Below are 18,351 nucleotides of genomic sequence, written 5' to 3'. Positions count from 1 at the left end.
GGGCGCCCGGATCGTACGGTGTGCCGTCTCAGCCGGTGAGCGGGATGAGGACCGCCATCGTCATCACCAGCGGGCGGTCGCCGTCGTTGCGGTAACCGTGCGCCACCTTGGCCTCGAACGTCGCCGCGCCGCCCGTGGGCACGGTGTGCTCCACGCCGTCCACCACGAGTGTCAGCTCGCCCTCGGTGACGTGGAGCAGTTCGACCGAGCCGGGCGGGTGCGGGTCGGAGGTGCTCTGCTCGCCGGGCATCAGCCGCCACTGCCACAGCTCGAAGGGGCCGGGGGCCTCCCCGCCGACCAGGAGGGAGGTGTAGCTGCCCGCTTCGGTGGACCACATGCGGACCGCGTCCCCCGGCGCCACGATCCGTACGTCCGGGCCCCGCTCGTAGTCGAGGAGGGTGGTGATGCTGACGCCCAGCGCGTCGGCGATCTTGACGGTGGTGCCCACGCTCGGGTTGGTCCGGGCCTGCTCGATCTGGATGATCATGCCGCGGCTGACCCCGGCGCGGGCGGCCAGCGCGTCGAGCGTGTAGCCGCGCTCGGACCGCCAGTGCTTGAGGTTGCGGGCCAGCGACTGGGTGAGCTGGTCGAGGTCGGTCACGGTCCGGTCCGTCCAGGGGTCGGGGTGCGGGGCTGCGGTGTGGCGTGTGGTGCACTTCGGCGTGCAGCACACTGTACTGCGGCGGACGGCCGCCCCGGCCCTGTAGCTCAGCACCGCTCCGGCGCCGTCCCCCTGGTCAGCCCCCCGGCAGCGACCTCAGCGATGCTGCTCGATAAGCATCCGGGCCATCCCCTGCGCCCTCCGGGCAGCCTCCCGGTCCCCCTCGGCCGCCGAGATGATCGAGCCCTTCATCAGGATGTGCCACGAGCGCGCGAAGCCGTCGGTGTCCCGGAGACCGGCCTCCTCCGCCAGCGACCGCACGAAGGCGCGGATGTTCTCGAGGTGGGCGATGCTCGCCCTGCCCAGCGGGTGGTCCCGGCCCATTTCCAGCAGGACGTTGATGAAGGTGCAGGCGTCGAAGTCGGGTCGGCGGAACCATTCGTCGAACACGTCGAAGACGGCGAGCAGCTGCTCCTCCGGGGACGTGCCCCGCTGCCGCGCGCCGGCCGCCACGTAGCCCAGCGTCCAGCGCTGCTCGCGGCACCGGAGGAATTCCAGCACCAGCTCGTCCTTGGAGGGGAAGTTGCGGTAGAGGGTGGCCTTGGCCACCTGGGAGCGGGCGATGACCTCGTCGACGCCGACCGCGCGGATGCCGCGCCGGGAGAACAGCTCGTACGCCGTCTCCAGGATGCGTTCGCGCGCCGTGGCGGACGGGCGGGCGGCCGGCACCGCGGCTCTGGCGCCGGCGGCGTCCCCTGAAGCCATCGGGTCCCCCTGATGAACGTGGTGGCGATCGTGGACATGCTCATCCACCCTGACACCGTACGGGTCCGGCCACCGGGACAGAACGGCCGGGCCGGACTTCGACACCCCTTTGACGGTTCGGACGGACCGGACGGATCTCTGCGGCGCTTCCCCTCGGACGTCCACTTGGACGGTACGCGCCGGGCTGGTCACACCCGGGTGGCGGCGGCTACCGTCCGCGCATGGAAGGAGTCCAGGCAGTCTTCGATCCCTGGTCGCCGGATTTCGTCGCCGACCCGTATCCCGCCTACGCCGAGCTGCGCGCCCGCGGCCGGGTGCACTATTTCGCGCCCTCCAACCAGTGGCTCGTCCCGCGCCACGCGGACGTCGCGGCGCTGCTCCGCGACCGCCGGCTGGGCCGTACGTACCGGCACCGCTTCACGCACGAGGAGTTCGGCCGTACCGCTCCGCCACCCGAGCACGAGCCGTTCCACGTGCTCAACGACAACGGCATGCTCGACCTGGAGGCGCCCGCCCACACCCGCATCCGCCGTCTGGTCTCGAAGGCGTTCACCGCCCGTACGGTCGAGCGGCTGCGGCCCTACGTCGAAGCCCTGGCGGACCGGCTGGCCGCGGATCTGGTCGCGGACGGCGGCGGGGACCTGGTGGCGCGGGTCGCGGAGCCGCTGCCCGTCGCGGTGATCGCCGAAATGCTCGGCATCCCCGAGGCCGACCGGCATGCGCTGCGCCCCTGGTCGGCCGCCATCTGCGGCATGTACGAGCTGAACCCGCCGGAGGAGACGGCCCGGCGCGCGGTGGCCGCTTCGCTGGAATTCTCCGGCTACCTGCGGGAATTGATCGCCGCTCGGCGCAGTGCGCCGGGGGACGACCTGATCTCCGGGCTGATCGCCGCGTACGACGAGGGCGAGTCGCTGAGCGAACAGGAGATGATCTCGACCTGTGTCCTGCTGCTGAACGCGGGCCACGAGGCCACTGTCAACGCGACGGCCAACGGCTGGTACGCGCTCTTCCGCCACCCGGAGCAGTTGGCGGCCCTGCGCGCGGCCCCGGCCGCGCTGCTGCCCACCGCCGTGGAGGAGTTGCTGCGCCACGACACGCCGCTCCAGCTCTTCGAACGCTGGGTGCTGGACGACATCGAGATCGGCGGTACGGTCGTGCCGCGCGGCAGCGAGATCGCGCTACTCTTCGGCTCGGCCAACCACGACCCGGCAGCCTTCGACCACCCCGAACGGCTCGACCTCGCCCGTAAGGACAACCCGCACATCTCCTTCAGCGCCGGTATCCACTACTGCATCGGCGCGCCCCTGGCCCGTATCGAACTGGCCGCCTCGCTGGCGGCGTTGCTCCGCCGGGCCCCTGACCTGCGCCTGGCCGCCACTCCGGAACGCAAGCCGAACTTCGTGATCCGAGGACTGCGCGAGCTGCTGGTCGCGGTGTGAGCGCGCCTACCCAGACCCGCCGCCCACCTCGTCCTGCGGTACGTACACCACCCACACCTGCCCGGACGCGAACGCGAGCCGGGCGCCCGACGCGGTGGTGAAGTCCGTACCGCCGTCGGCGGACGGACGTGACCAATGGGCCTCATACGCCTTGCCGTCGCGCAGTACGCGGGCGGGCCCCGCGCCGGTGGTCTCGGTGTAGGGGGAGTAGGCGCCCATGCGGTCGTGGTAGCGGGACGCGTGGATGCGTACGCCCTGGACGACGACCGTGGGGACCGCGAGCCGCTGTCCGCCCGTGGCGCGGACCGGGTCGCCGTCCATGGACACCAGCCAGCCGTGCCGCTCCGCCGACCAGTCGAAGGTGAAGCGGGCGGACGGGTACCGGGCCGTGTACGAGGAGGTGGTGCGGCCGCCGGACGGCGCGGCGCCGAAGCGGAAGCCGATGTCGCGGGCGGTGCTCGCGTTGGGCGCCGCCTTCAGGGCGCGTGCGGGGCTGACGTAGAGGTTGTGCGGCGCCGCGCGCTCCTTGCTGCGGGAGTAGGCGCCGCCCGCCTTGCCGAGCGGCACCGGATACAACGGGGCGGCTTCGACGACCGGGTCCAGCTTGGTCTGCGTACCGGAGTAGGCGAAGGCGGGGCGGCCGAACTGGCGCAGCAGTTCCAGGTCGGATTCGCGCGCGCTGCGCACCGGGCCGACGGACTCCGGCAGCCGGGAGGAGTAGACGGCCAGCAGCCGCGAGAGCCCGGCCTCGACCCGCTCCACGTAGACGAGGTCCGCGCCGTCGAGGCCCGTCTGCGGGCGTGCGGCGCGTACGTTGTCGATCTTCACGGCGAGGACCGGAGCGGGCCGTGCGGCCTTTCCGATGAACGGTGAACGCCCGCTGGTCCCGCCCTGCTGACAGCCGCTCGCCGCGCCGGCCAGCAGGGCGCAGAGCAGCGCCGCCGTCGCCGTCCCCGTACGCCTGGTCAACCGCACCGTGGTCCTCCCGTCCGGCACCGCCCCGTCCGACGAGGACACCACAGGAACGGCCGTGTGGCGAGAGGGCACTGGGCCGCTCGGGGCAGGCCGCCGCGGTCCCAGGGTCCGCGTGGGCGGCCCTGCCGCACGGTGGCATGCTGTCGGCGTGAACCGACCCGAGATCCTCCTCACTGTCGCCCCTGAGCTGCGGCTCTTCGTCCCTTCCGAGCGGCGCGAAGGCCGCACCGCGCTGCGTACCGACGGGACGTCCACCCTCGGACACGTCGTGGAATCGCTCGGCGTCCCGCTGACCGAAGTGGGCCGCCTTCTGGTGGACGGGCGGGAGACGGCGGTGTCGCACGTGCCGCGGGACGGCGAGTCCGTGGAGGTGTGCGCGGTGCGGCGGCCGCAGCGGGTGCCGGGCGCTCCGCTGCGGTTCCTGCTCGACGTGCATCTGGGGACGCTCGCGCGGCGGCTGCGGCTGCTGGGCGTGGACGCGGCGTACGAGAGCACGGACATCGGCGATCCGGCGCTGGCCGCGCGGTCGGCGGCCGAGCGGCGGGTGCTGCTGTCGCGGGACCGCGGTCTGCTGCGGCGGCGCGAGAACTGGGCGGGCGCGTTCGTCTACAGCGACCGCCCGGACGAACAACTGCGCGACGTGCTGGGACGGTTCGCGCCGGAGCTCGCGCCGTGGACCCGGTGCACGGCGTGCAACGGGCTGCTCAAGGAGGCCGAGAAGGGCACGGTCGAGGAGCGGCTGGAGGGCGGTACACGGCGTACGTACGACGTGTTCGCGCAGTGCACCGCCTGCGGGCGGGTGTACTGGCAGGGCGCGCACCACGCGCGGCTGGAGGCCGTCGTGGACGCCGCGGTCCGTGAATCCGGCGGGGCGGCGACCCGGCACGGATAGCGGCTTGGGCGCACGCCCGGAAGGTGCGCCCCCTGAGTGCGTATCTCTGGGCACACGCCTCCTGAGGGCGCGCCCTCAGCTCACGGCGCGTCCGCGGGCCGCCGTACCGCCGCCCCCTGCCCCGGCTCCCCCGCCCCCGCGCCGCCCGTCTCCGCCTCCAGCGCCGCCAGCGCGACGAGCTGCCGGGACGTTACGCCTTCGGGTATCGGCACCGGCGCGGGGGTGCGCAGCGGCGGCTGCCAGCCGGCCTCCGGGTCCCAGGAGCGGACGACCTTGGCGGGCGCCCCGGCCACCACCGAGTGGTCGGGGACCTCGCCCCGTACGACGGCGCCGGCCGCGACCACCACGTTGCGGCCCAGCCGGGCGCCCGGGAGTATCACCGCTCCGGTGCCGATCCAGCTGCCCGGGCCGATGGTGACCGGTTCGCTGCGCGGCCACTGCTTGCCGACGGGCAGCTCGGGGTCGTCGTAGCTGTGGTTGGTGGTCGTGACGTACACGCCGGGGCCGAAGAAGCAGTCGTCGCCGATGGTCAGCCGGACATCCGCGATCACATGGCTGCCGCGGCCCAGGACGACGCCGTTGCCGAGGGTGAGGATCGGGTCGGGGCCGAGGTCGAGGTCGGGCATCATGCCAGCGGTCAGCGTCACGTCCTGGGCGATGATGCAGTACGCGCCGATCTCGATCCACGGGTCGCCGAAGATCGTGCCCTGCGGGTAGGCCAGCCGGGCGCCGGCCTCCAGTCGGCGGAAGCGGTACGGCCCCGGGCGCTCGGCGGTGACGGCGCCCGCCTCCCGTACCCAGCGCGCTCCGCGGTGCACCGCGCGGGACACGGCCCGGCGGCGCCAGGCCACCACAGACGAGAACACGTTCTTCTTTTTCGGCACGCGGCCAGTTTCTCATCCCGTTCGAGCCCCCTGACCAGCAGGGCGTACCCATGTGCACGCCCGGCCCCCGAATTCTCGAACGGAATTCGGGGGCTCTCGGTGTACTGGCCAGGGTACTAACCGGCCTTCCGCCGGTGTCCTCGCGGATGGCGGCCAATGACATTCGCGGCCAGCGCCGCTACCGCGATGAAGCCCTTGTCCAAGGCTTCCCTACGCTCCTCGGCCTTGTCCTCACAGGTGGCACAACCGGTGACGGGCACCGGGTCCAGATCACCGAACGGCTCTGTGAGATGCACGGGCGGGCTCTGCCTGGGCAATGAGGTCACCCCTCCACCCGGCCGTCGTCGGCCGACGCACGCTCGGCCGGGGTGGCCAGCCGCAGGCCCACGGCTTCCGCCTGCCACGCGATGCCGCTCGCGCTCATGATCAGGACCCGGTCCGGGCCCTCCCCGTCACGGAGCACCTTGCCCACTCGACCGCTCGCGCGGTCGAACACCCACACGCCGGCTCGATATGTCATCGGACACCTTCTTTGCTGCGCTGGTCTTCCTTGCCCTCTCACCTTTCGGGTACAGGCGGTGCCTTGGCCAGGCGGGCGCGTTGACACGTAATCCTGTCAACGCAAATTTCCGTTGACCGGCCTCCGGTCAACGCCCCGGCGTTGACACTGTGTTACGTCAACGCGAGAGGAGCTGACCCATGTCGGCAGCGGATAATCTGGACCCGTACTCGTCCGTACTCGGTTTCTTCGCCACGGATTTGAGGCGGCGCCGGGAACGTGCCCGCGTCTCCCAACGTCGCTTGGCCCAAGAGGCCGGGATCTCGGCCTCGTACCTGAACAAGATCGAGTCGGCGCAGCGGCTCCCCACCGAACGGCTGGCCGTGGTGAGTGACGCGATCTTCCGCACAGAGGATCACTATCGGCGCCTCTGGCCGCTGGTCATCAAGTACGCGTACCCGCCATGGTTCCGGCCGTTCGTGGAGCTGGAGGAACAGGCGACGCGCATCCGCTCATTCCAGGTGCAGGTAGTGCCTGGGCTGCTGCAGACAGAGGCGTACGCGCGGGCGGTTCTCTCCACCAGCCGAGCTGACGCGGAGTTGATCGAAGAGCACGTTGCCGCTCGGCTCGCGCGGCAACGCATCCTCCAACGTGCCGAGGCCCCGCGCCTCTGGGTGGTGCTGGACGAGAGTGTGCTGAGGCGGCGTCAGGGCACCCGAGCCGTGATGCGGGAGCAGCTTGACCAACTCGCGACAGCAGCGGAGAACCCCCGCATCGTGGTCCAGGTCATCCCTTACGACGAGGGTGGGTACGCTGGTGGCATGGCCGGGTCGTTCGCGATGCTGCATCTGGACACCGGGCCAGACGTGGTGATGGCCGACGGATTCCGGCAAGGCCAACTCCTGGGTGACGCAGAGGCCCTGGCGGAGGCCGATCACACTTATGATCTCCTCCTGGCTGTCGCCGCACCGCCCGACAGGTCGCTTGACATGATCGCCGCAGCATCAAAGGATCTCAGCCAATGACCCACAGTGCAGCAGCTGGTTCACCTTCCGACGGATGGAGGAAATCGAGCTACTCCGCCAATAATGCCGGGGACTGCGTGGAAATATCTCTCGCGGCCGGGCTTTCCGGGAATGTGCCGGTGCGGGACTCCAAAAACCCCGCGTCGGTCACCAGGTTCCCCTGTGCGGCTTGGGATGAATTCATCCAAGCCGTCAAGGCGGGACACTTCTAGCAGCAAGCAAGACAGCGGGCGGGGCAGCCATGGCTGCCCCGCCCGCCCTCACCGCGACAGCGCCCGCCCACCCGCCTATCGTGGGTCCATGGCACCCGCGCGGCAGGCGTCCGAAGGCCGCCACGAGTCGGCCGAGGAACGCGCCGACCGACGGTGGAACGAACTGCTGCAAGAGGTACGGGTCGCCCAGACCGGCGTGCAGATCCTCTTCGGCTTCCTGCTGACCGTCGTCTTCACGCCCCGCTTCGCCACCCTCGGGCCGACCGAGCGGGCCATCTACGTGGTGACGCTGTGCCTGGGCGCGGCGGCGACCGGCGCGCTCGTCGGCCCGGTCGCCTTCCACCGGTTCGTCACCGGGCAGCACATCAAGCCGGAGACGGTCGTCTGGGCCTCCCGGCTGACCATCGTCGGCCTGGTGCTCCTGCTGGCCACCGTCACCTCGGCATTCCTGCTGATCCTGCGCGTCGCGCTGCACGACAGCGCCGTCCCGTGGATCGTCTCGGGCCTGGTGGTGTGGTTCCTGCTGTGCTGGTTCGCGCTGCCCGCCTGGGCCCGGCACCGGTACGCGGCCAGGAAGTGAGCGCCGCCGCGCGGTGGCGTCCGTCCGCCCCGCGTCGGACGGCGGGGTGCGGGAACCCGGGTTACGGTCCCACCGGGGGCACCACGGCGTCCGCGCGCCCTGCCGACCTCTGAGGAGCTGCCATGATCCGGGCCCTGGCCATCGTCTGCACCCTGAACCCCTCCCCCACCCGCTCCAGCAGTCAGCTGCTGGCGGACCAGGTACTGGCCGAACTCGGCGACCTCGGGGTGACCTGCGAATCCGTGCGCGTCGCCGACCATGACGTGCGTCCCGGCGTCGCCGTGGACATGGGCAACGGGGACGCCTGGCCGGGGCTGCGCGACAAGCTCATGGCGGCCGACATCGTGCTGCTGGCCACCCCGATCTGGCTCGGCCACCCCTCCAGCCTGTGCCAGCGCGTCCTGGAACGGATGAACGCGGACATCGCCGAGACCGACGACCAGGGGCGGCAGCTGACGTACGGCAAGGTCGGCGCGGTGGCCGTCGTCGGCAACGAGGACGGCGCCCACAAGGTCAGCGCCGACCTCTTCCAGGGCCTCAACGATCTGGGCTTCTCGCTGGCGCCCAATGCCGTCACGTACTGGGTGGGCGAGTCGCAGCACACCACGGACTTCCAGGACCTGGACGAGCGCCCGAAGGCGGTGGCGGACTCGACGCGTACGGTCGCCATCAACGCGGTGCACCTGGCGCGGCTGCTGCGCCAGTACGGGTATCCGCCGTCGCCCTGACCGGCCGCCGCCCGCCGCGGCTCAGCGGCGCCGGCCGTTCCGTACGGGCTTCAGCACCGCGCCGACCGCCGCTCCCGCCACCGCCGAGGCCGCCGCCACGAGGACGGGGTGGCGTGCCAGGGCCGCCTGGGGCGCGTGCGGGCTGGAGCTGTCGTCGAAGATGCCGTGCGCGCCGTGGTCCCGGCCGTCCGGGCCGTCCGCCGGCTCCCACAGGTTCACCGGCCGCCCGGTGCCCGGACGCCCGTCCATCTGCTGCGCGTCGTAACCCGTACGGGCGAGATAGCGGTCCAGCAGGGCGGGCGCGATCCGGTTGCCGAGGATGGTCGCCACGGTGGAGGCGCCGACGTAGTACTGCTTGCGCCGCGGGTGGTCCGCCGCGTGCACCACGGCCCGCGCGGCCACTTCCGGCTGGTAGACCGGGGCCACCGGCCGCGGGTGCTTCGGCAGGCGCGAGAGCACCCAGTCGAACTGCGGGGTGTTGACGGCGGGCATCTGGACGACGGTGACCGCCACCCGGCTCTTCCGGTGCAGCAGTTCGGTGCGCACGCTGGACGTGAAGCCGTTGATGGCGTGCTTGGCGCCGCAGTAGACCGATTGCAGCGGTACGGAGCGGAAGCCGAGGGCGGAGCCGACCTGCACGATCGCGCCCGCGTCGCGCGGCAGCATGCGCCGCAGCGCGGCCCGGGTGCCGTTGACGAACCCGAAGTACGTGACTTCGGTGGCGCGCCGGTACTCCTCCGGCGTGACCTCCGTGAACGGCGCGAACACCGTGCTGAACGCGCAGTTGACCCAGACGTCGATCGGCCCGAAGGCGTCCTCCGCCGCCTGGGCCGCCGCCTCGACCTGCTCCGGGTCGGCCACGTCGGTGGGCACCACCAGGGCCCGGCCGCCCCGCGCCTCGACCTCGGCGGCGGCCGCTTCGAGTCCCTTACGGCCGCGGGCGAGCAGCACGACATCGGCTCCGCGGGCGCCGAAGAGCCGGGCCGTCGCCCGGCCGATCCCGGCGCTGGCGCCCGTGACGACGACGGTCGGCGCCCCGGCCCGGTCCCGGCGGCTCACCGGGCACCGCGCGAAGCACCGCCGAAGAGACGGGCGAGGGCGCGGAAGGGGAGGGTGACGACGGTCGCGATCGCGTTCCCGATGGCGCGGAGCACATCGGCGATGGCACTGAGCATGGGAACCTCCGTAAGGGATCGGGCGGCCCGTGCGGGCCCTGGCGCGTCGGCTACGGCAGCGGTGTGCCGCCGGTCGCGTTGACGATTTCCGCCGTGATGTAACTGGCCTGCTGGGACGCGAGGAAGACGTAGGCGGGGGCCATTTCGACGGGCTGGGCGGCCCGCTGGAGCGGGCTCTGCTTGCCGAATCCGGTGGTGTCCGGCAGCGTCGAGGGGATCAGCGGCGTCCAGACCGGGCCGGGAGCCACCCCGTTGACGCGGATGCCGCGCTCGGCGAGCTGGCCGGCCAGTGCGTGGGTGAAGGTGACGATGGCGCCCTTGGTGGTCGCGTAGTCGAGCAGCTGCGGACTCGGCTGGTACGCCTGGACGGAGGTCGTGTTGATGATGCTGCCGCCTTCCGGAATGTGCGGCAGTGACATCTTGCAGAGCCAGAACATGCCGTAGAGATTCGTCCGCAGCACCCGGTCGAACTGTTCCGTGGAAATGCCCTCGATACCGTCCGGCTGCGCCATCTGATAGGCCGCGTTGTTGACCAGGACGTCGATACGGCCGAATTCCCGCACCACCCGGTCCACCAGGGCGCGGCACTGCTCCTCCTCGCGGATGTCGCACGACACCGCGAGGGCCCGCTGTCCCGCCTCCTCGACCAGCCGGACGGTTTCCTTCGCGTCCTCCGCCTCTTCCTCCAGGTACGTGAAGGCCACGTCCGCCCCTTCGCGGGCGAAGGCCAGCGCGACGGCCCGGCCGATGCCGGAGTCCCCGCCGGTGATCAGCGTCCGGCGGTCGCGCAGCCGGCCGGTGCCCTCGTACGAGGTCTCGCCGTGGTCGGGCCGGGGCGTCATGGCGTCCGTGGCGCCGGGATGCGGCTGGTCCTGCTGGGGGAATTCCGGCTTCGGGTGCTCGTCCACGGGATTGCGCTGGTCATTTCCGGTCATCGTCGATACCTCCACATACGGATACGTTGACGCGGTACCCGTCCTGCCCCGGCGAACACGTGACGATTTCCCCTTTCCGCATCGCGTTTCCGTACCGCGGGCGGCCGCTTCCGCCCGGCCCGGGGGCGCGAAGAAGGGAAAGCGGGGAAAGGAATCGGGAACAACGGGGCGGCGCAGTACCGGAATAGGCGTACGAACGCGCCACCGAGGCCGGCGTTCCAGGCCGGTCCTCGATGACGCGTGACGCACTTCTCGACGCCCTGTCCGGCAGCGGCGGCCAATGCCACGCGAAGGCTTCCCGACCGCCGTCCGCCCGGCTCAGCGCGACAGGTCGGGGTCGTCCACGATGTGCACGGCGGCCTCCTCCGCCGACGCGGCGCCGCCGTCGATACCGACGTCGCGGCCCACCTCGTCGTCGCGCAGCCGCAGCGCGTCGCCCTCGTCGGTGCCGGTCATCCGCCCGGCGCGCTCGTCACCCACCTGGCGGTCCACGGGCTCGCCCTCGGCGTCCGGCTGGTCGCCGATGCCGTCGCCGTCCGGGGGTTCGACGTCGGGCAGCTCCTTGGCGAGCCGTTCGTCGAGGCTCTCGCCCGTCCGCTGTTCGTTCGCGGTGGTGCCCGTCTGATTCACGGCCAGTGGCTTTTCGGGCGGTGAATAGCCCTGGTCCAGCATCTCGTCGTAGTCCGGTTCGTCGAGAGCGTCTTCCATATCGAGTTCGTCGGACGTTCCCTGCTTGTCGGACGCGGTCGGCTGGTAGACCTCGTCGCCCATCGATTCATCGGACATGGCTGCTCTCTTTCCAGCGCGATGACGGTCGGTCGGGGTTTCCTCGGTACGGGATTGCTTACCTGCCGAGCCCCAGCGATTCCACGATGCGCTGTGCGTTCTCGTACCGCTCGTCGCCCGGAAGACGTTCGGCCAGTTCGACCAGCCGGTCCGGGGCGTGGTTTTGCCGGAGCGTGCCGACGATGGTGTCGCGGTCCGCCGGATACACACTGCGGCCCAGGTGCTGGGCGAGTTCCGTACGGATCGCGACGGCCTCGGGCGTCAGGCCGTCCGGGGTGCTGCCGGGCGCCGGGCCGCCGGCGGTCCGGTCCACCGCGGGCTGGTCCTCGCCCGAGGGCTCCAATTCATGGTCCTCTTCCGCGCGCAGTGCGCGGTCGGCCTTCAATTCGCCCTGAAGCTGCTTCTTCATCATGTCGTCCCGGGCCGGGCCGGTCTTGTTCGTACCGTGATCCATTGCTTTCCTGCCTCCAGGACTCACTGCTTTTCCTGATCCCCGCCCCGCACGTTTCACCCCTCCCGTGCCATGCGTTACGGAGTGCCCGTTGGCCCTTTCGCGAAACAGGTCCGCAGCCGAGAGCGAACGGCGCGCACCGCCGGCCGGGTGACCGGTGCGCCGGTACGCCGGTCAGCCGCGCCCGGCCCGCGCGAACGGGCCGGAATCCGCGGGACCGGTGATGATCCGGCGGGCGACCTCGGTCAGCTTGGTCTGGTGTGCGCGGGCGTACCGGCGCATCAGCGCGAACGCCTCGTCCGGTGTGCGGCCCAGCCGCTCGGCGAGCACGCCCTTGGCCTGCTCGATCAGGACGCGGCTGACCAGGGCGGTCTGGAGCTGCCCGGTCCGGTCCCGGAGGCCGTGCAGGTCCTGCCGGTACGCCAGCCCGATGCCGACGGCGTCGGCCAGCGCCTGCCCGACCGTGACCTCCCTGCGGCTCAGCGCGCCGTGCTGGTGGAAGAGGTTGACGGCGCCCAGGCGGCGGTCCCGATAGCGCACGGGCAGGGCCGTGGTGGCGCTGTAGCCCTTCTCCAGGGCATGGGCGGTGAAGTGCGGCCAGCGGGCGCGGGCGTCCGGGTGGCGCAGCGGGACGTCGGTCAGGCCCACCCCCGTACGGCAGGCGTCCCGGCAGGGGCCCTCGTCCAGTTCGACCTGGACCCGTTCCAGGTCCTCGGCCGCGTCGTCCCGGGCCGCCGCCATCACCTGCGGCTCCCGCTCGTCGGCGAGCAGCACACCGCCCGCCTGCACCCCCGGCAGCCCCAGGCAGTACGCGGCCAGCCGTTCCACCGGGCCGGCCGCCTCCCGTCCGCCGGCCGGGTCGGCGAGTTCGAGCAGGGCGGCGATCAGGTGTTCTTCCCTGTCGGCCGGTGACATGGCGGGCTCCCCCCTCGGCGGCCCGTATCCGGCCGCCGGTATTCGGACCGGTATATGCCGGCCCCGGGTATCCCGGAACGGACCCGCCAAGCGCCCGGCAGGGGCACGGGCGCGCACCGGGGCGCATCCCGGCCGCATCGCGCCGCACACCGCCCCCCGTACGGAACGCCCGCGTCCGCCGTCAGCCACCGGATCTGGCTGGGACATGAGCACTGAATCGCGCCAGAAGGGGTATCCGCACAAACATGCGCCTAGCCGTCCTGGACGCCGGATCGAACTCCGTACACCTGCTGATCAGCGAAGTGGCCGGCGGCGTGCCCTTGCCGGCCCACTCGCTCAAGGACCGGGTCCACCTGGCCGAGCACGTCACCCGGGACGGGACGGTGCCCCCGGAGGGCGCGCGGCGGCTGGCCGGCGCGGTGGCGCGGGCCCGTGAGCAGGCGGCGCGCTGGCAGTGCGACCGGCTGTTCGCGTACGCCACGGCCGTGGTCCGGGACGCCGCCAACCGGGACGAGGTGCTGGCAACGGTCCACGCGGAGAGCGGGATGCGGCTGGCGGTGCTGCCCGGCGAGGTGGAGGCGGAGCTGACGTTTCTCGCGGCCCGGCGCTGGACGGGCTTGCAGGCCGGCCCGATGGCGCTGCTGGACATCGGCGGGGGCTCGCTGGAGATCGCGTTCGGCCGCGGCGCCCGGCCCGATTTCGCCTACTCCCTCCCCCTGGGCGCGGGCCGCCTGACACGGGAGTTCCTGCCCGGCGACGGCCGTCCGGACCGCGAGGCGCTGCGCGCACTGCGCCACTACGTGCGCGATTCGCTCAAGGACGTGGCGGCACGGGTGCGCTGGGAGGAGCCGCGCACGGTCGTGGCCACCTCCCGTACGTTCCAGCAGCTGGCCCGGCTGTGCGGGGCCGCGCCCGGCCGCGACGGCCCGTTCGTCGCACGCCACCTGGCCCGCAGGGACCTGAAGCGGGCGGTCCGGCAGCTGGCGGCGCTGCCCCCGGACGAGCGGGCCGCGCTGCCCGGCATCTCCGCCGCCCGCCGCCGCCAGGCGCCCGCCGGGGCCGTCGTCGCCCACCAGGCGATGAAGGCGATGGGCATCGACCGGGTGACCCTCTGCCCGTGGGCGCTGCGCGAAGGCGTACTGCTGCGCCATCTGGAGCACGGCAGTCACGACTGGTGGCCCGGCGCCGTGCTCCGCCACGGCACCTCAGCGGCCCGCACCAGACCCGGCGGCGGTACGGCATCCCGCCTGCCGCACCGCCCGCCGCCCGACCGGGCACCGGCCGGCTGACGCCGCTCCGCCCGTAAGGCGACGCCAGGCCGCGGCGTACGAGCTTCCGTCCGCGCCGCCCGCACCACCTCGACTGGGCCCGGACCCTGCCCGTCCGCCATCATCATCAAGCCACACCGGGCGTCCGCGCCCCGTGCCGGAGTCACCATGAACCTGTCGACCTACCGCGTCGCCGACCGCCTCGTCATAGAGGTTCCCGAGATCATCGACATCGCCAACAACCATCAGATGGCCGCGGGCCTCCAGCAGGGTCTCCTGCACGCGCTCCCGGCCGACGGCGTCGTCATCGACCTTCGCGCGCCCATCATCACCGTGGCCGGGCTGCAAACCCTGCTGCGCTGCCAGCGGACCGCGCGGGAGCGCGGCGTGACGCTGAGCGTGGCCGCGGACCGGCCCATGGTCCGCAAGGCGTTCCGCCTCACCGGTGTACACCGCACCATCCCGCTGCACAGCTCGCTGGCGGACGCCCTCGCCGCTGCGTGACCGCCGGCGAACGCGGCCGTGCCGTCACACAAATGAGGTGTTTACCAACTGGTGTGGCGAGTTACCCGTCCCCCAGCCTTCCGCAAGCGGCCGCCGGAAGGCAGGCGCCGGACCGGTTGAGAACACAGCCGCCGGCGCCGCTCTTCCCCTTTCTTCGCTCAGGAGGGCGGTCTTCGCTCAGGAGGGCGGCCGGTGGCCGTGGCGCCGGGGAATCCGCTGCGGCGCACCGCCCTTGAAGACCAGCGGGTGGGCGGGCAGCCGGTCGGGGGACGCGGCGTGCCGGTAACGGTCGATGGAGGCGGCCCGCCCGTACGGGCCCGGCCTGCGGTACTGCCGCCCGCGGGCGACCGCGGCCTGCGGCTCGGCCGAGGGGGGCCGCCGGGGGCGGCGGGGGCGGAGGAGGGCTTCTTCGTACCGGCCCAGGGCAATCACGAGTCCGAGCATCGCCAAAGGCCAGAGGGCGGCGAGCAAGGGCATGGCCGCTCCCTTCCTTGCCGGGCGTACACGCTGGCTGGAGCTTTACGTAGCTTCACGGGTCACCCTGCGGCGAAACGGCAAACCACCGGGTCAGCGCGACCACTCCACCGGTCGTGCGCACCGGACTTCTTCCACGCCCCGGTCGCGGCGCCCGTCACGCGAAGAAGTGCCTGGTCGGCGCCGCGCACCTCCGTACGAACCGGTCACGATGGCAACCGCGAAGCCCGCTGCACGAGTTGCGGAAGAGGGGCGCGTGTGCGGTCCGGCGCGCCGGCCCCCGTCCGGAACCGGTCCGGCCCCCTCAGTCCAGTCGGGTGAGGTCCGGCCGCAGCCGGTGCCAGGTCGGCTGCCGGAGGCGCCCGGCGGAGGTCCAGCCCGTGAACGTGACCTCGGCGACGAGCCGCGGCTCCGCCCAGTGGGCGCCCGGCACGTCGACCGGGTTGACGAAGGGCGGGGTGTCCCGCCGTACGACCTCCAAGTACCCGGCGAGTTCCCGGCGTTCGCGGCCGGAAAGCCCCGACCCGACCGAGCCGACGTAGCGCAGTCCGTCCGGCTCGTCCAGACCCGCCAGTACGGCGCCGGGCAGCCCGGACAGGCCGCCGCGGCCCTCCGTCCAGCCGCCGATGACCACGTCGAGGGTCACCAGGTGCTTCGTCTTGCGCCACTCGGCCGACCGGACGCCGGGGGCGTAGCGCGACGTCAGCCGTTTGGCGACGACCCCCTCGAAACCGGCGTCCAGGGTCGCCTCCCACGTCTCGCGCGCGTGGCCGGTCACATACGCCGGGACCGACCAGTGCGGCCCCTCGTCGAGCCCCAGCCCCGACAGGACGGCGCGGCGCTCCACGTACGGGAGTTCCAGCAGCGGCCGCCCGTCGAGGTACAGCACGTCGAAGAGGACGAGGTGCACCGGGTGGTCCACGGCCAGGCTCGTCGCACGGCGCCTGCTGGTGACGCCCATCCGGCGTTGCAGCAGTCCGAAGTCCGGCCGCCCGTCCGCGTCCAGGACCACCACCTCGCCGTCCAGCACCGCGGACCGGCCCTCCAGCCGCTCACCGAGCGGCGCCAGCTCGGGGTACGTCGCCGTCGCGTCGTTCCCGGCCCGGGTGACCAGCCGCAGCGTCCCGTCCCCCGGCGCCTGGCCCAGGCACCGCGCCCCGTCCCACTTCGCCTCGAACGCCCACTGGTGCTCCTCCCCCGCCGCGGGCAGCGGGCCGGGGGTGGCGAGCATGGGGCGGAGCGTGGGCAGTGCGCCGGAGGGGGCCATGTCTTCGATGGTGGTGCCGACACGTATGGCGCGCAGGCGGAGCGGGCGCCACCCCGCGGCGCTACGGCTCTCCGACCGCCGCGCGGTGGCTCTTCGCCAGCTCGGTGTACATCGCCGCGTTGAGGCGGATGCCGTCCCGCTCCTCCTCGGTCAGCTGCCGCACGACCTTGGCCGGAACTCCGGCGACGAGTGACCCCGGCGGCACCCGCATCCCCTGCGGCACCAGCGCTTGCGCCGCGACGAGCGACCCGGCACCGATATGCGCCCCGTTGAGGACCGTGGCTCCCATCCCGACCAGTACGTCGTCCTCGACCGTGCACCCGTGCAGCACCGCGTTGTGCCCCACCGAGACCCGCTCACCGACCGTCACCGGAAACCCGGGATCGACGTGCACCGTGCAGTTGTCCTGAATGTTGCTGTCCGCACCCAGCACGATCGGACCGCAGTCGGCCCGCAGCACCGCGTGATACCAGACGCTCGCACCCGGAGCGAGGGTGACCTCACCGACCACGACAGAAGTCGGCGCCAGGAAAGCCCCCGCATCGACGTCCGGCTCCTTGCCGCCCACGCCCGCAATCAGTGCTCGCTGCTCCATGGCCGTACTCCTCGTCGCCGGGTCGGTCGTCGCGCCTGGTGGCAGGCTAAGCGACGCGGCATCGGGCGCTTGAGGCGGGCCGTCGGGAGGGGCCGGGGAAGCTCCCCGGACCGGTCAGGACTTGGTGCGGGTCTGGGCCGGGACCGGGCCCAGCATCTGCTCGCTGATCCAGTGCAGCGACTCCGGCATGCGCTGGATGTAGGTGTGGCCGCTGTGCCGGCCGTCGGGAATCTCGAACAGCGTGTGGTGGACCGGGCCGCCGGTGTGTTCCTTGATGAACTTCTTCACGTACGGCACGGCCACCTCCTTCGAACCCAGCTCGAAGGCGAGATAGACGTCGGGGCCGCCCTTGGCCTTCAGCTGCTCGGCCAGCCAGCGCGGGTCGTTGGCGCGCTTCTCCTTGGGGTGGCCGTTCCACATCGGGGAGTCCGGCAGGGTGTCGGGGCCGTTCGCGATGACCGCCTTGAATTTCTTCGGATTCTTCAGCACGGCCTTCAGGCCCGCGAAACCGCCCGAGGACGAGCCCATGAACGCCCATCCGTCACGGTTGTCGTACGTACGGTAATTGGCGCGGGCGAAATCCGGGACGTCCTCCGTCAGCCAGGTGCCCATCTTCGGCTGGCCGGGGATGTCACTGCCGTCGTAGTACTTCTTCTTCGGGTTCAGGACCGGCATCACCAGGATGAACGGCAGCGTCTTGCCGGACTGCGACCATTCGGCGATCTTCTCCTCCAGCTTGAAGTCGCCGCCGATCCAGTAGTTGTTCGGGTAGCCGTACGAGCCCGGCAGCGCTATGAGCACCGGAAAACCGCTTTTCGCGTACTGCGGCTGGTTGTACTGCGGCGGCACCCAGGACCATATGTCACCGGTGAACCCGGATTTCTTCCCGTGCCAGCGGGTCTTGACTATCTTCGTGCCGTCGTCGCCGGTGGTGCGCTCGGTCACGGCGTTCGACCGCGGCCCGGTGGGCTGGACCACCTTGGCGTTCCCGCTGCTCGCCTCGCGCGCCTGCGGGCGCAGCTGCGGCACATGAGAGGCGTCGACCTCGTCCCGGTCCTTGGTTCCGCAGCCGGCCGCGAGCCCCATCGCCAGCAGGCTCACCGCGGCGACGGCCGCGGTACTGGTACGCAGGCGCTTCATCGGGACGAACTCCTCGCAAACTCATGTCCGGGTGGGGACGGCGGGTGCTGTCCTCCGCCCGTCAGGCGAAAGACACCAGAATAAGATCCGCCGGTCGGCCGGCCGACGCTCCCCCGGGGAGCACCGTTTCCGGCCGCCCGCCACGTGGCACGGCGGCACGGCCGCACACCCCGTTGTGCGCTTCCAGGCATATGGATGTCGAACAGGCGGGTTCAGGTTCCCTCGATCGGTATGTCGGGAT

Annotated in this window: 23 protein-coding genes; 8 read left to right on the top strand and 15 right to left on the bottom strand. The window is 72.0% G+C overall.

Going from position 1 to position 18,351, the window contains the following annotated elements; translation table 11 throughout:
* Nucleotides 1-28: 28 nt before the first annotated feature.
* Entirely contained in the window at nt 29-601 is a 573-nt protein-coding gene (locus tag CP984_RS36540) for a helix-turn-helix domain-containing protein (RefSeq protein WP_003985255.1), read from the bottom strand.
* A gap of 156 nt (nt 602-757) precedes the next feature.
* A complete protein-coding gene (locus tag CP984_RS36535; protein WP_003985254.1) occupies nt 758-1,366 on the bottom strand; it encodes a TetR/AcrR family transcriptional regulator in 609 nt (202 codons plus the stop codon).
* A 221-nt stretch (nt 1,367-1,587) separates the two neighbouring features.
* On the opposite strand from CP984_RS36535, the gene CP984_RS36530 reads away from it, so the two are divergent.
* Nucleotides 1,588-2,805 (top strand): cytochrome P450, encoded by a 1,218-nt coding sequence (locus CP984_RS36530; protein ID WP_003985253.1) that lies wholly within the window; start codon nt 1,588-1,590, stop codon nt 2,803-2,805.
* 6 nt (nt 2,806-2,811) lie between these two features.
* Here CP984_RS36530 and CP984_RS36525 read toward each other — a convergent pair whose 3' ends face one another.
* Entirely contained in the window at nt 2,812-3,774 is a 963-nt protein-coding gene (locus CP984_RS36525) for a DUF3048 domain-containing protein (protein ID WP_003985252.1), read from the bottom strand.
* A gap of 154 nt (nt 3,775-3,928) precedes the next feature.
* Here CP984_RS36525 and CP984_RS36520 point away from each other — a divergent pair, with 154 nt between their 5' ends.
* Nucleotides 3,929-4,672 (top strand): Mut7-C RNAse domain-containing protein, encoded by a 744-nt coding sequence (locus CP984_RS36520; protein WP_030177780.1) that lies wholly within the window; start codon nt 3,929-3,931, stop codon nt 4,670-4,672.
* Nucleotides 4,673-4,752: 80 nt separating this feature from the next.
* Here the strand turns inward: CP984_RS36520 and CP984_RS36515 are convergent, their stop codons facing one another.
* Together CP984_RS36515 and CP984_RS36510 are read right to left on the bottom strand one after the other, a co-directional pair.
* Nucleotides 4,753-5,556 carry an acyltransferase gene (locus CP984_RS36515; RefSeq protein WP_043977297.1) on the bottom strand — a complete coding sequence of 268 codons (804 nt, stop codon included), beginning with the start codon at nt 5,554-5,556 and terminating at the stop codon, nt 4,753-4,755.
* A 322-nt stretch (nt 5,557-5,878) separates the two neighbouring features.
* Nucleotides 5,879-6,076 (bottom strand): hypothetical protein, encoded by a 198-nt coding sequence (locus CP984_RS36510; protein WP_053819212.1) that lies wholly within the window; start codon nt 6,074-6,076, stop codon nt 5,879-5,881.
* Nucleotides 6,077-6,255: 179 nt separating this feature from the next.
* Between CP984_RS36510 and CP984_RS36505 the strand changes: the two genes are divergently transcribed.
* The 4 genes from CP984_RS36505 to CP984_RS36490 all read left to right on the top strand — a co-directional run bounded on the left by CP984_RS36505 (nt 6,256) and on the right by CP984_RS36490 (nt 8,600).
* The gene (locus CP984_RS36505) at nt 6,256-7,080 is read left to right on the top strand and encodes a helix-turn-helix domain-containing protein (protein WP_003985957.1); all 825 of its coding nucleotides are present in this window, start codon (nt 6,256-6,258) and stop codon (nt 7,078-7,080) included.
* Nucleotides 7,077-7,292 carry a DUF397 domain-containing protein gene (locus CP984_RS36500; RefSeq protein ID WP_003985958.1) on the top strand — a complete coding sequence of 72 codons (216 nt, stop codon included), beginning with the start codon at nt 7,077-7,079 and terminating at the stop codon, nt 7,290-7,292. The genes CP984_RS36505 and CP984_RS36500 overlap by 4 nt, the downstream gene beginning before the upstream one ends.
* A gap of 88 nt (nt 7,293-7,380) precedes the next feature.
* The gene (locus CP984_RS36495; RefSeq protein ID WP_003985959.1) at nt 7,381-7,872 is read left to right on the top strand and encodes a DUF6328 family protein; all 492 of its coding nucleotides are present in this window, start codon (nt 7,381-7,383) and stop codon (nt 7,870-7,872) included.
* 122 nt (nt 7,873-7,994) lie between these two features.
* The gene (locus CP984_RS36490) at nt 7,995-8,600 is read left to right on the top strand and encodes a flavodoxin family protein (protein ID WP_003985961.1); all 606 of its coding nucleotides are present in this window, start codon (nt 7,995-7,997) and stop codon (nt 8,598-8,600) included.
* 21 nt (nt 8,601-8,621) lie between these two features.
* On the opposite strand, the gene CP984_RS36485 is transcribed toward CP984_RS36490, so the two are convergent.
* The 6 genes from CP984_RS36485 to CP984_RS36465 form a co-directional block, all read right to left on the bottom strand.
* Nucleotides 8,622-9,659 (bottom strand): SDR family oxidoreductase, encoded by a 1,038-nt coding sequence (locus CP984_RS36485; protein ID WP_003985962.1) that lies wholly within the window; start codon nt 9,657-9,659, stop codon nt 8,622-8,624.
* Entirely contained in the window at nt 9,656-9,775 is a 120-nt protein-coding gene (locus tag CP984_RS42710) for an LPFR motif small protein (protein WP_003985963.1), read from the bottom strand. The genes CP984_RS36485 and CP984_RS42710 overlap by 4 nt, the downstream gene beginning before the upstream one ends.
* 50 nt (nt 9,776-9,825) lie before the next feature.
* Nucleotides 9,826-10,710, bottom strand: a complete 885-nt coding sequence (locus CP984_RS36480; RefSeq protein WP_003985964.1) for an SDR family oxidoreductase — start codon at nt 10,708-10,710, stop codon at nt 9,826-9,828.
* 318 nt (nt 10,711-11,028) lie between these two features.
* Nucleotides 11,029-11,496 (bottom strand): DUF5709 domain-containing protein, encoded by a 468-nt coding sequence (locus CP984_RS36475; RefSeq protein ID WP_003985965.1) that lies wholly within the window; start codon nt 11,494-11,496, stop codon nt 11,029-11,031.
* Between the two features lie 58 nt (nt 11,497-11,554).
* Nucleotides 11,555-11,950: a DUF2795 domain-containing protein gene (locus CP984_RS36470; protein WP_003985966.1), complete on the bottom strand. Its 396-nt coding sequence runs from the start codon at nt 11,948-11,950 to the stop codon at nt 11,555-11,557.
* A 171-nt stretch (nt 11,951-12,121) separates the two neighbouring features.
* Nucleotides 12,122-12,862, bottom strand: a complete 741-nt coding sequence (locus CP984_RS36465; protein WP_003985967.1) for a GAF and ANTAR domain-containing protein — start codon at nt 12,860-12,862, stop codon at nt 12,122-12,124.
* Between the two features lie 245 nt (nt 12,863-13,107).
* On the opposite strand from CP984_RS36465, the gene CP984_RS36460 reads away from it, so the two are divergent.
* Both CP984_RS36460 and CP984_RS36455 read left to right on the top strand, forming a co-directional pair.
* Nucleotides 13,108-14,151 carry a Ppx/GppA phosphatase family protein gene (locus CP984_RS36460; RefSeq protein WP_003985968.1) on the top strand — a complete coding sequence of 348 codons (1,044 nt, stop codon included), beginning with the start codon at nt 13,108-13,110 and terminating at the stop codon, nt 14,149-14,151.
* A 147-nt stretch (nt 14,152-14,298) separates the two neighbouring features.
* Nucleotides 14,299-14,634 carry an STAS domain-containing protein gene (locus CP984_RS36455; RefSeq protein ID WP_003985969.1) on the top strand — a complete coding sequence of 112 codons (336 nt, stop codon included), beginning with the start codon at nt 14,299-14,301 and terminating at the stop codon, nt 14,632-14,634.
* A gap of 177 nt (nt 14,635-14,811) precedes the next feature.
* Here the strand turns inward: CP984_RS36455 and CP984_RS36450 are convergent, their stop codons facing one another.
* The 4 genes from CP984_RS36450 to CP984_RS36435 form a co-directional block, all read right to left on the bottom strand.
* Nucleotides 14,812-15,111 carry a hypothetical protein gene (locus CP984_RS36450; protein WP_003985970.1) on the bottom strand — a complete coding sequence of 100 codons (300 nt, stop codon included), beginning with the start codon at nt 15,109-15,111 and terminating at the stop codon, nt 14,812-14,814.
* Nucleotides 15,112-15,412: 301 nt separating this feature from the next.
* Nucleotides 15,413-16,375, bottom strand: a complete 963-nt coding sequence (ligD, locus tag CP984_RS36445) for a non-homologous end-joining DNA ligase (RefSeq protein ID WP_003985971.1) — start codon at nt 16,373-16,375, stop codon at nt 15,413-15,415.
* Nucleotides 16,376-16,436: 61 nt separating this feature from the next.
* The gene (locus CP984_RS36440) at nt 16,437-16,970 is read right to left on the bottom strand and encodes a gamma carbonic anhydrase family protein (RefSeq protein ID WP_003985972.1); all 534 of its coding nucleotides are present in this window, start codon (nt 16,968-16,970) and stop codon (nt 16,437-16,439) included.
* A gap of 114 nt (nt 16,971-17,084) precedes the next feature.
* A complete protein-coding gene (locus CP984_RS36435) occupies nt 17,085-18,110 on the bottom strand; it encodes an alpha/beta hydrolase (RefSeq protein ID WP_003985973.1) in 1,026 nt (341 codons plus the stop codon).
* Between the last annotated feature and the right edge of the window lie 241 nt (nt 18,111-18,351).

The sequence above is a fragment of the Streptomyces rimosus genome (assembly GCF_008704655.1).
GTDB lineage: Bacteria > Actinomycetota > Actinomycetes > Streptomycetales > Streptomycetaceae > Streptomyces > Streptomyces rimosus.
Note: the sequence above shows the minus strand (reverse complement) of the source record. Positions and strands in the feature narration are given on the sequence as shown.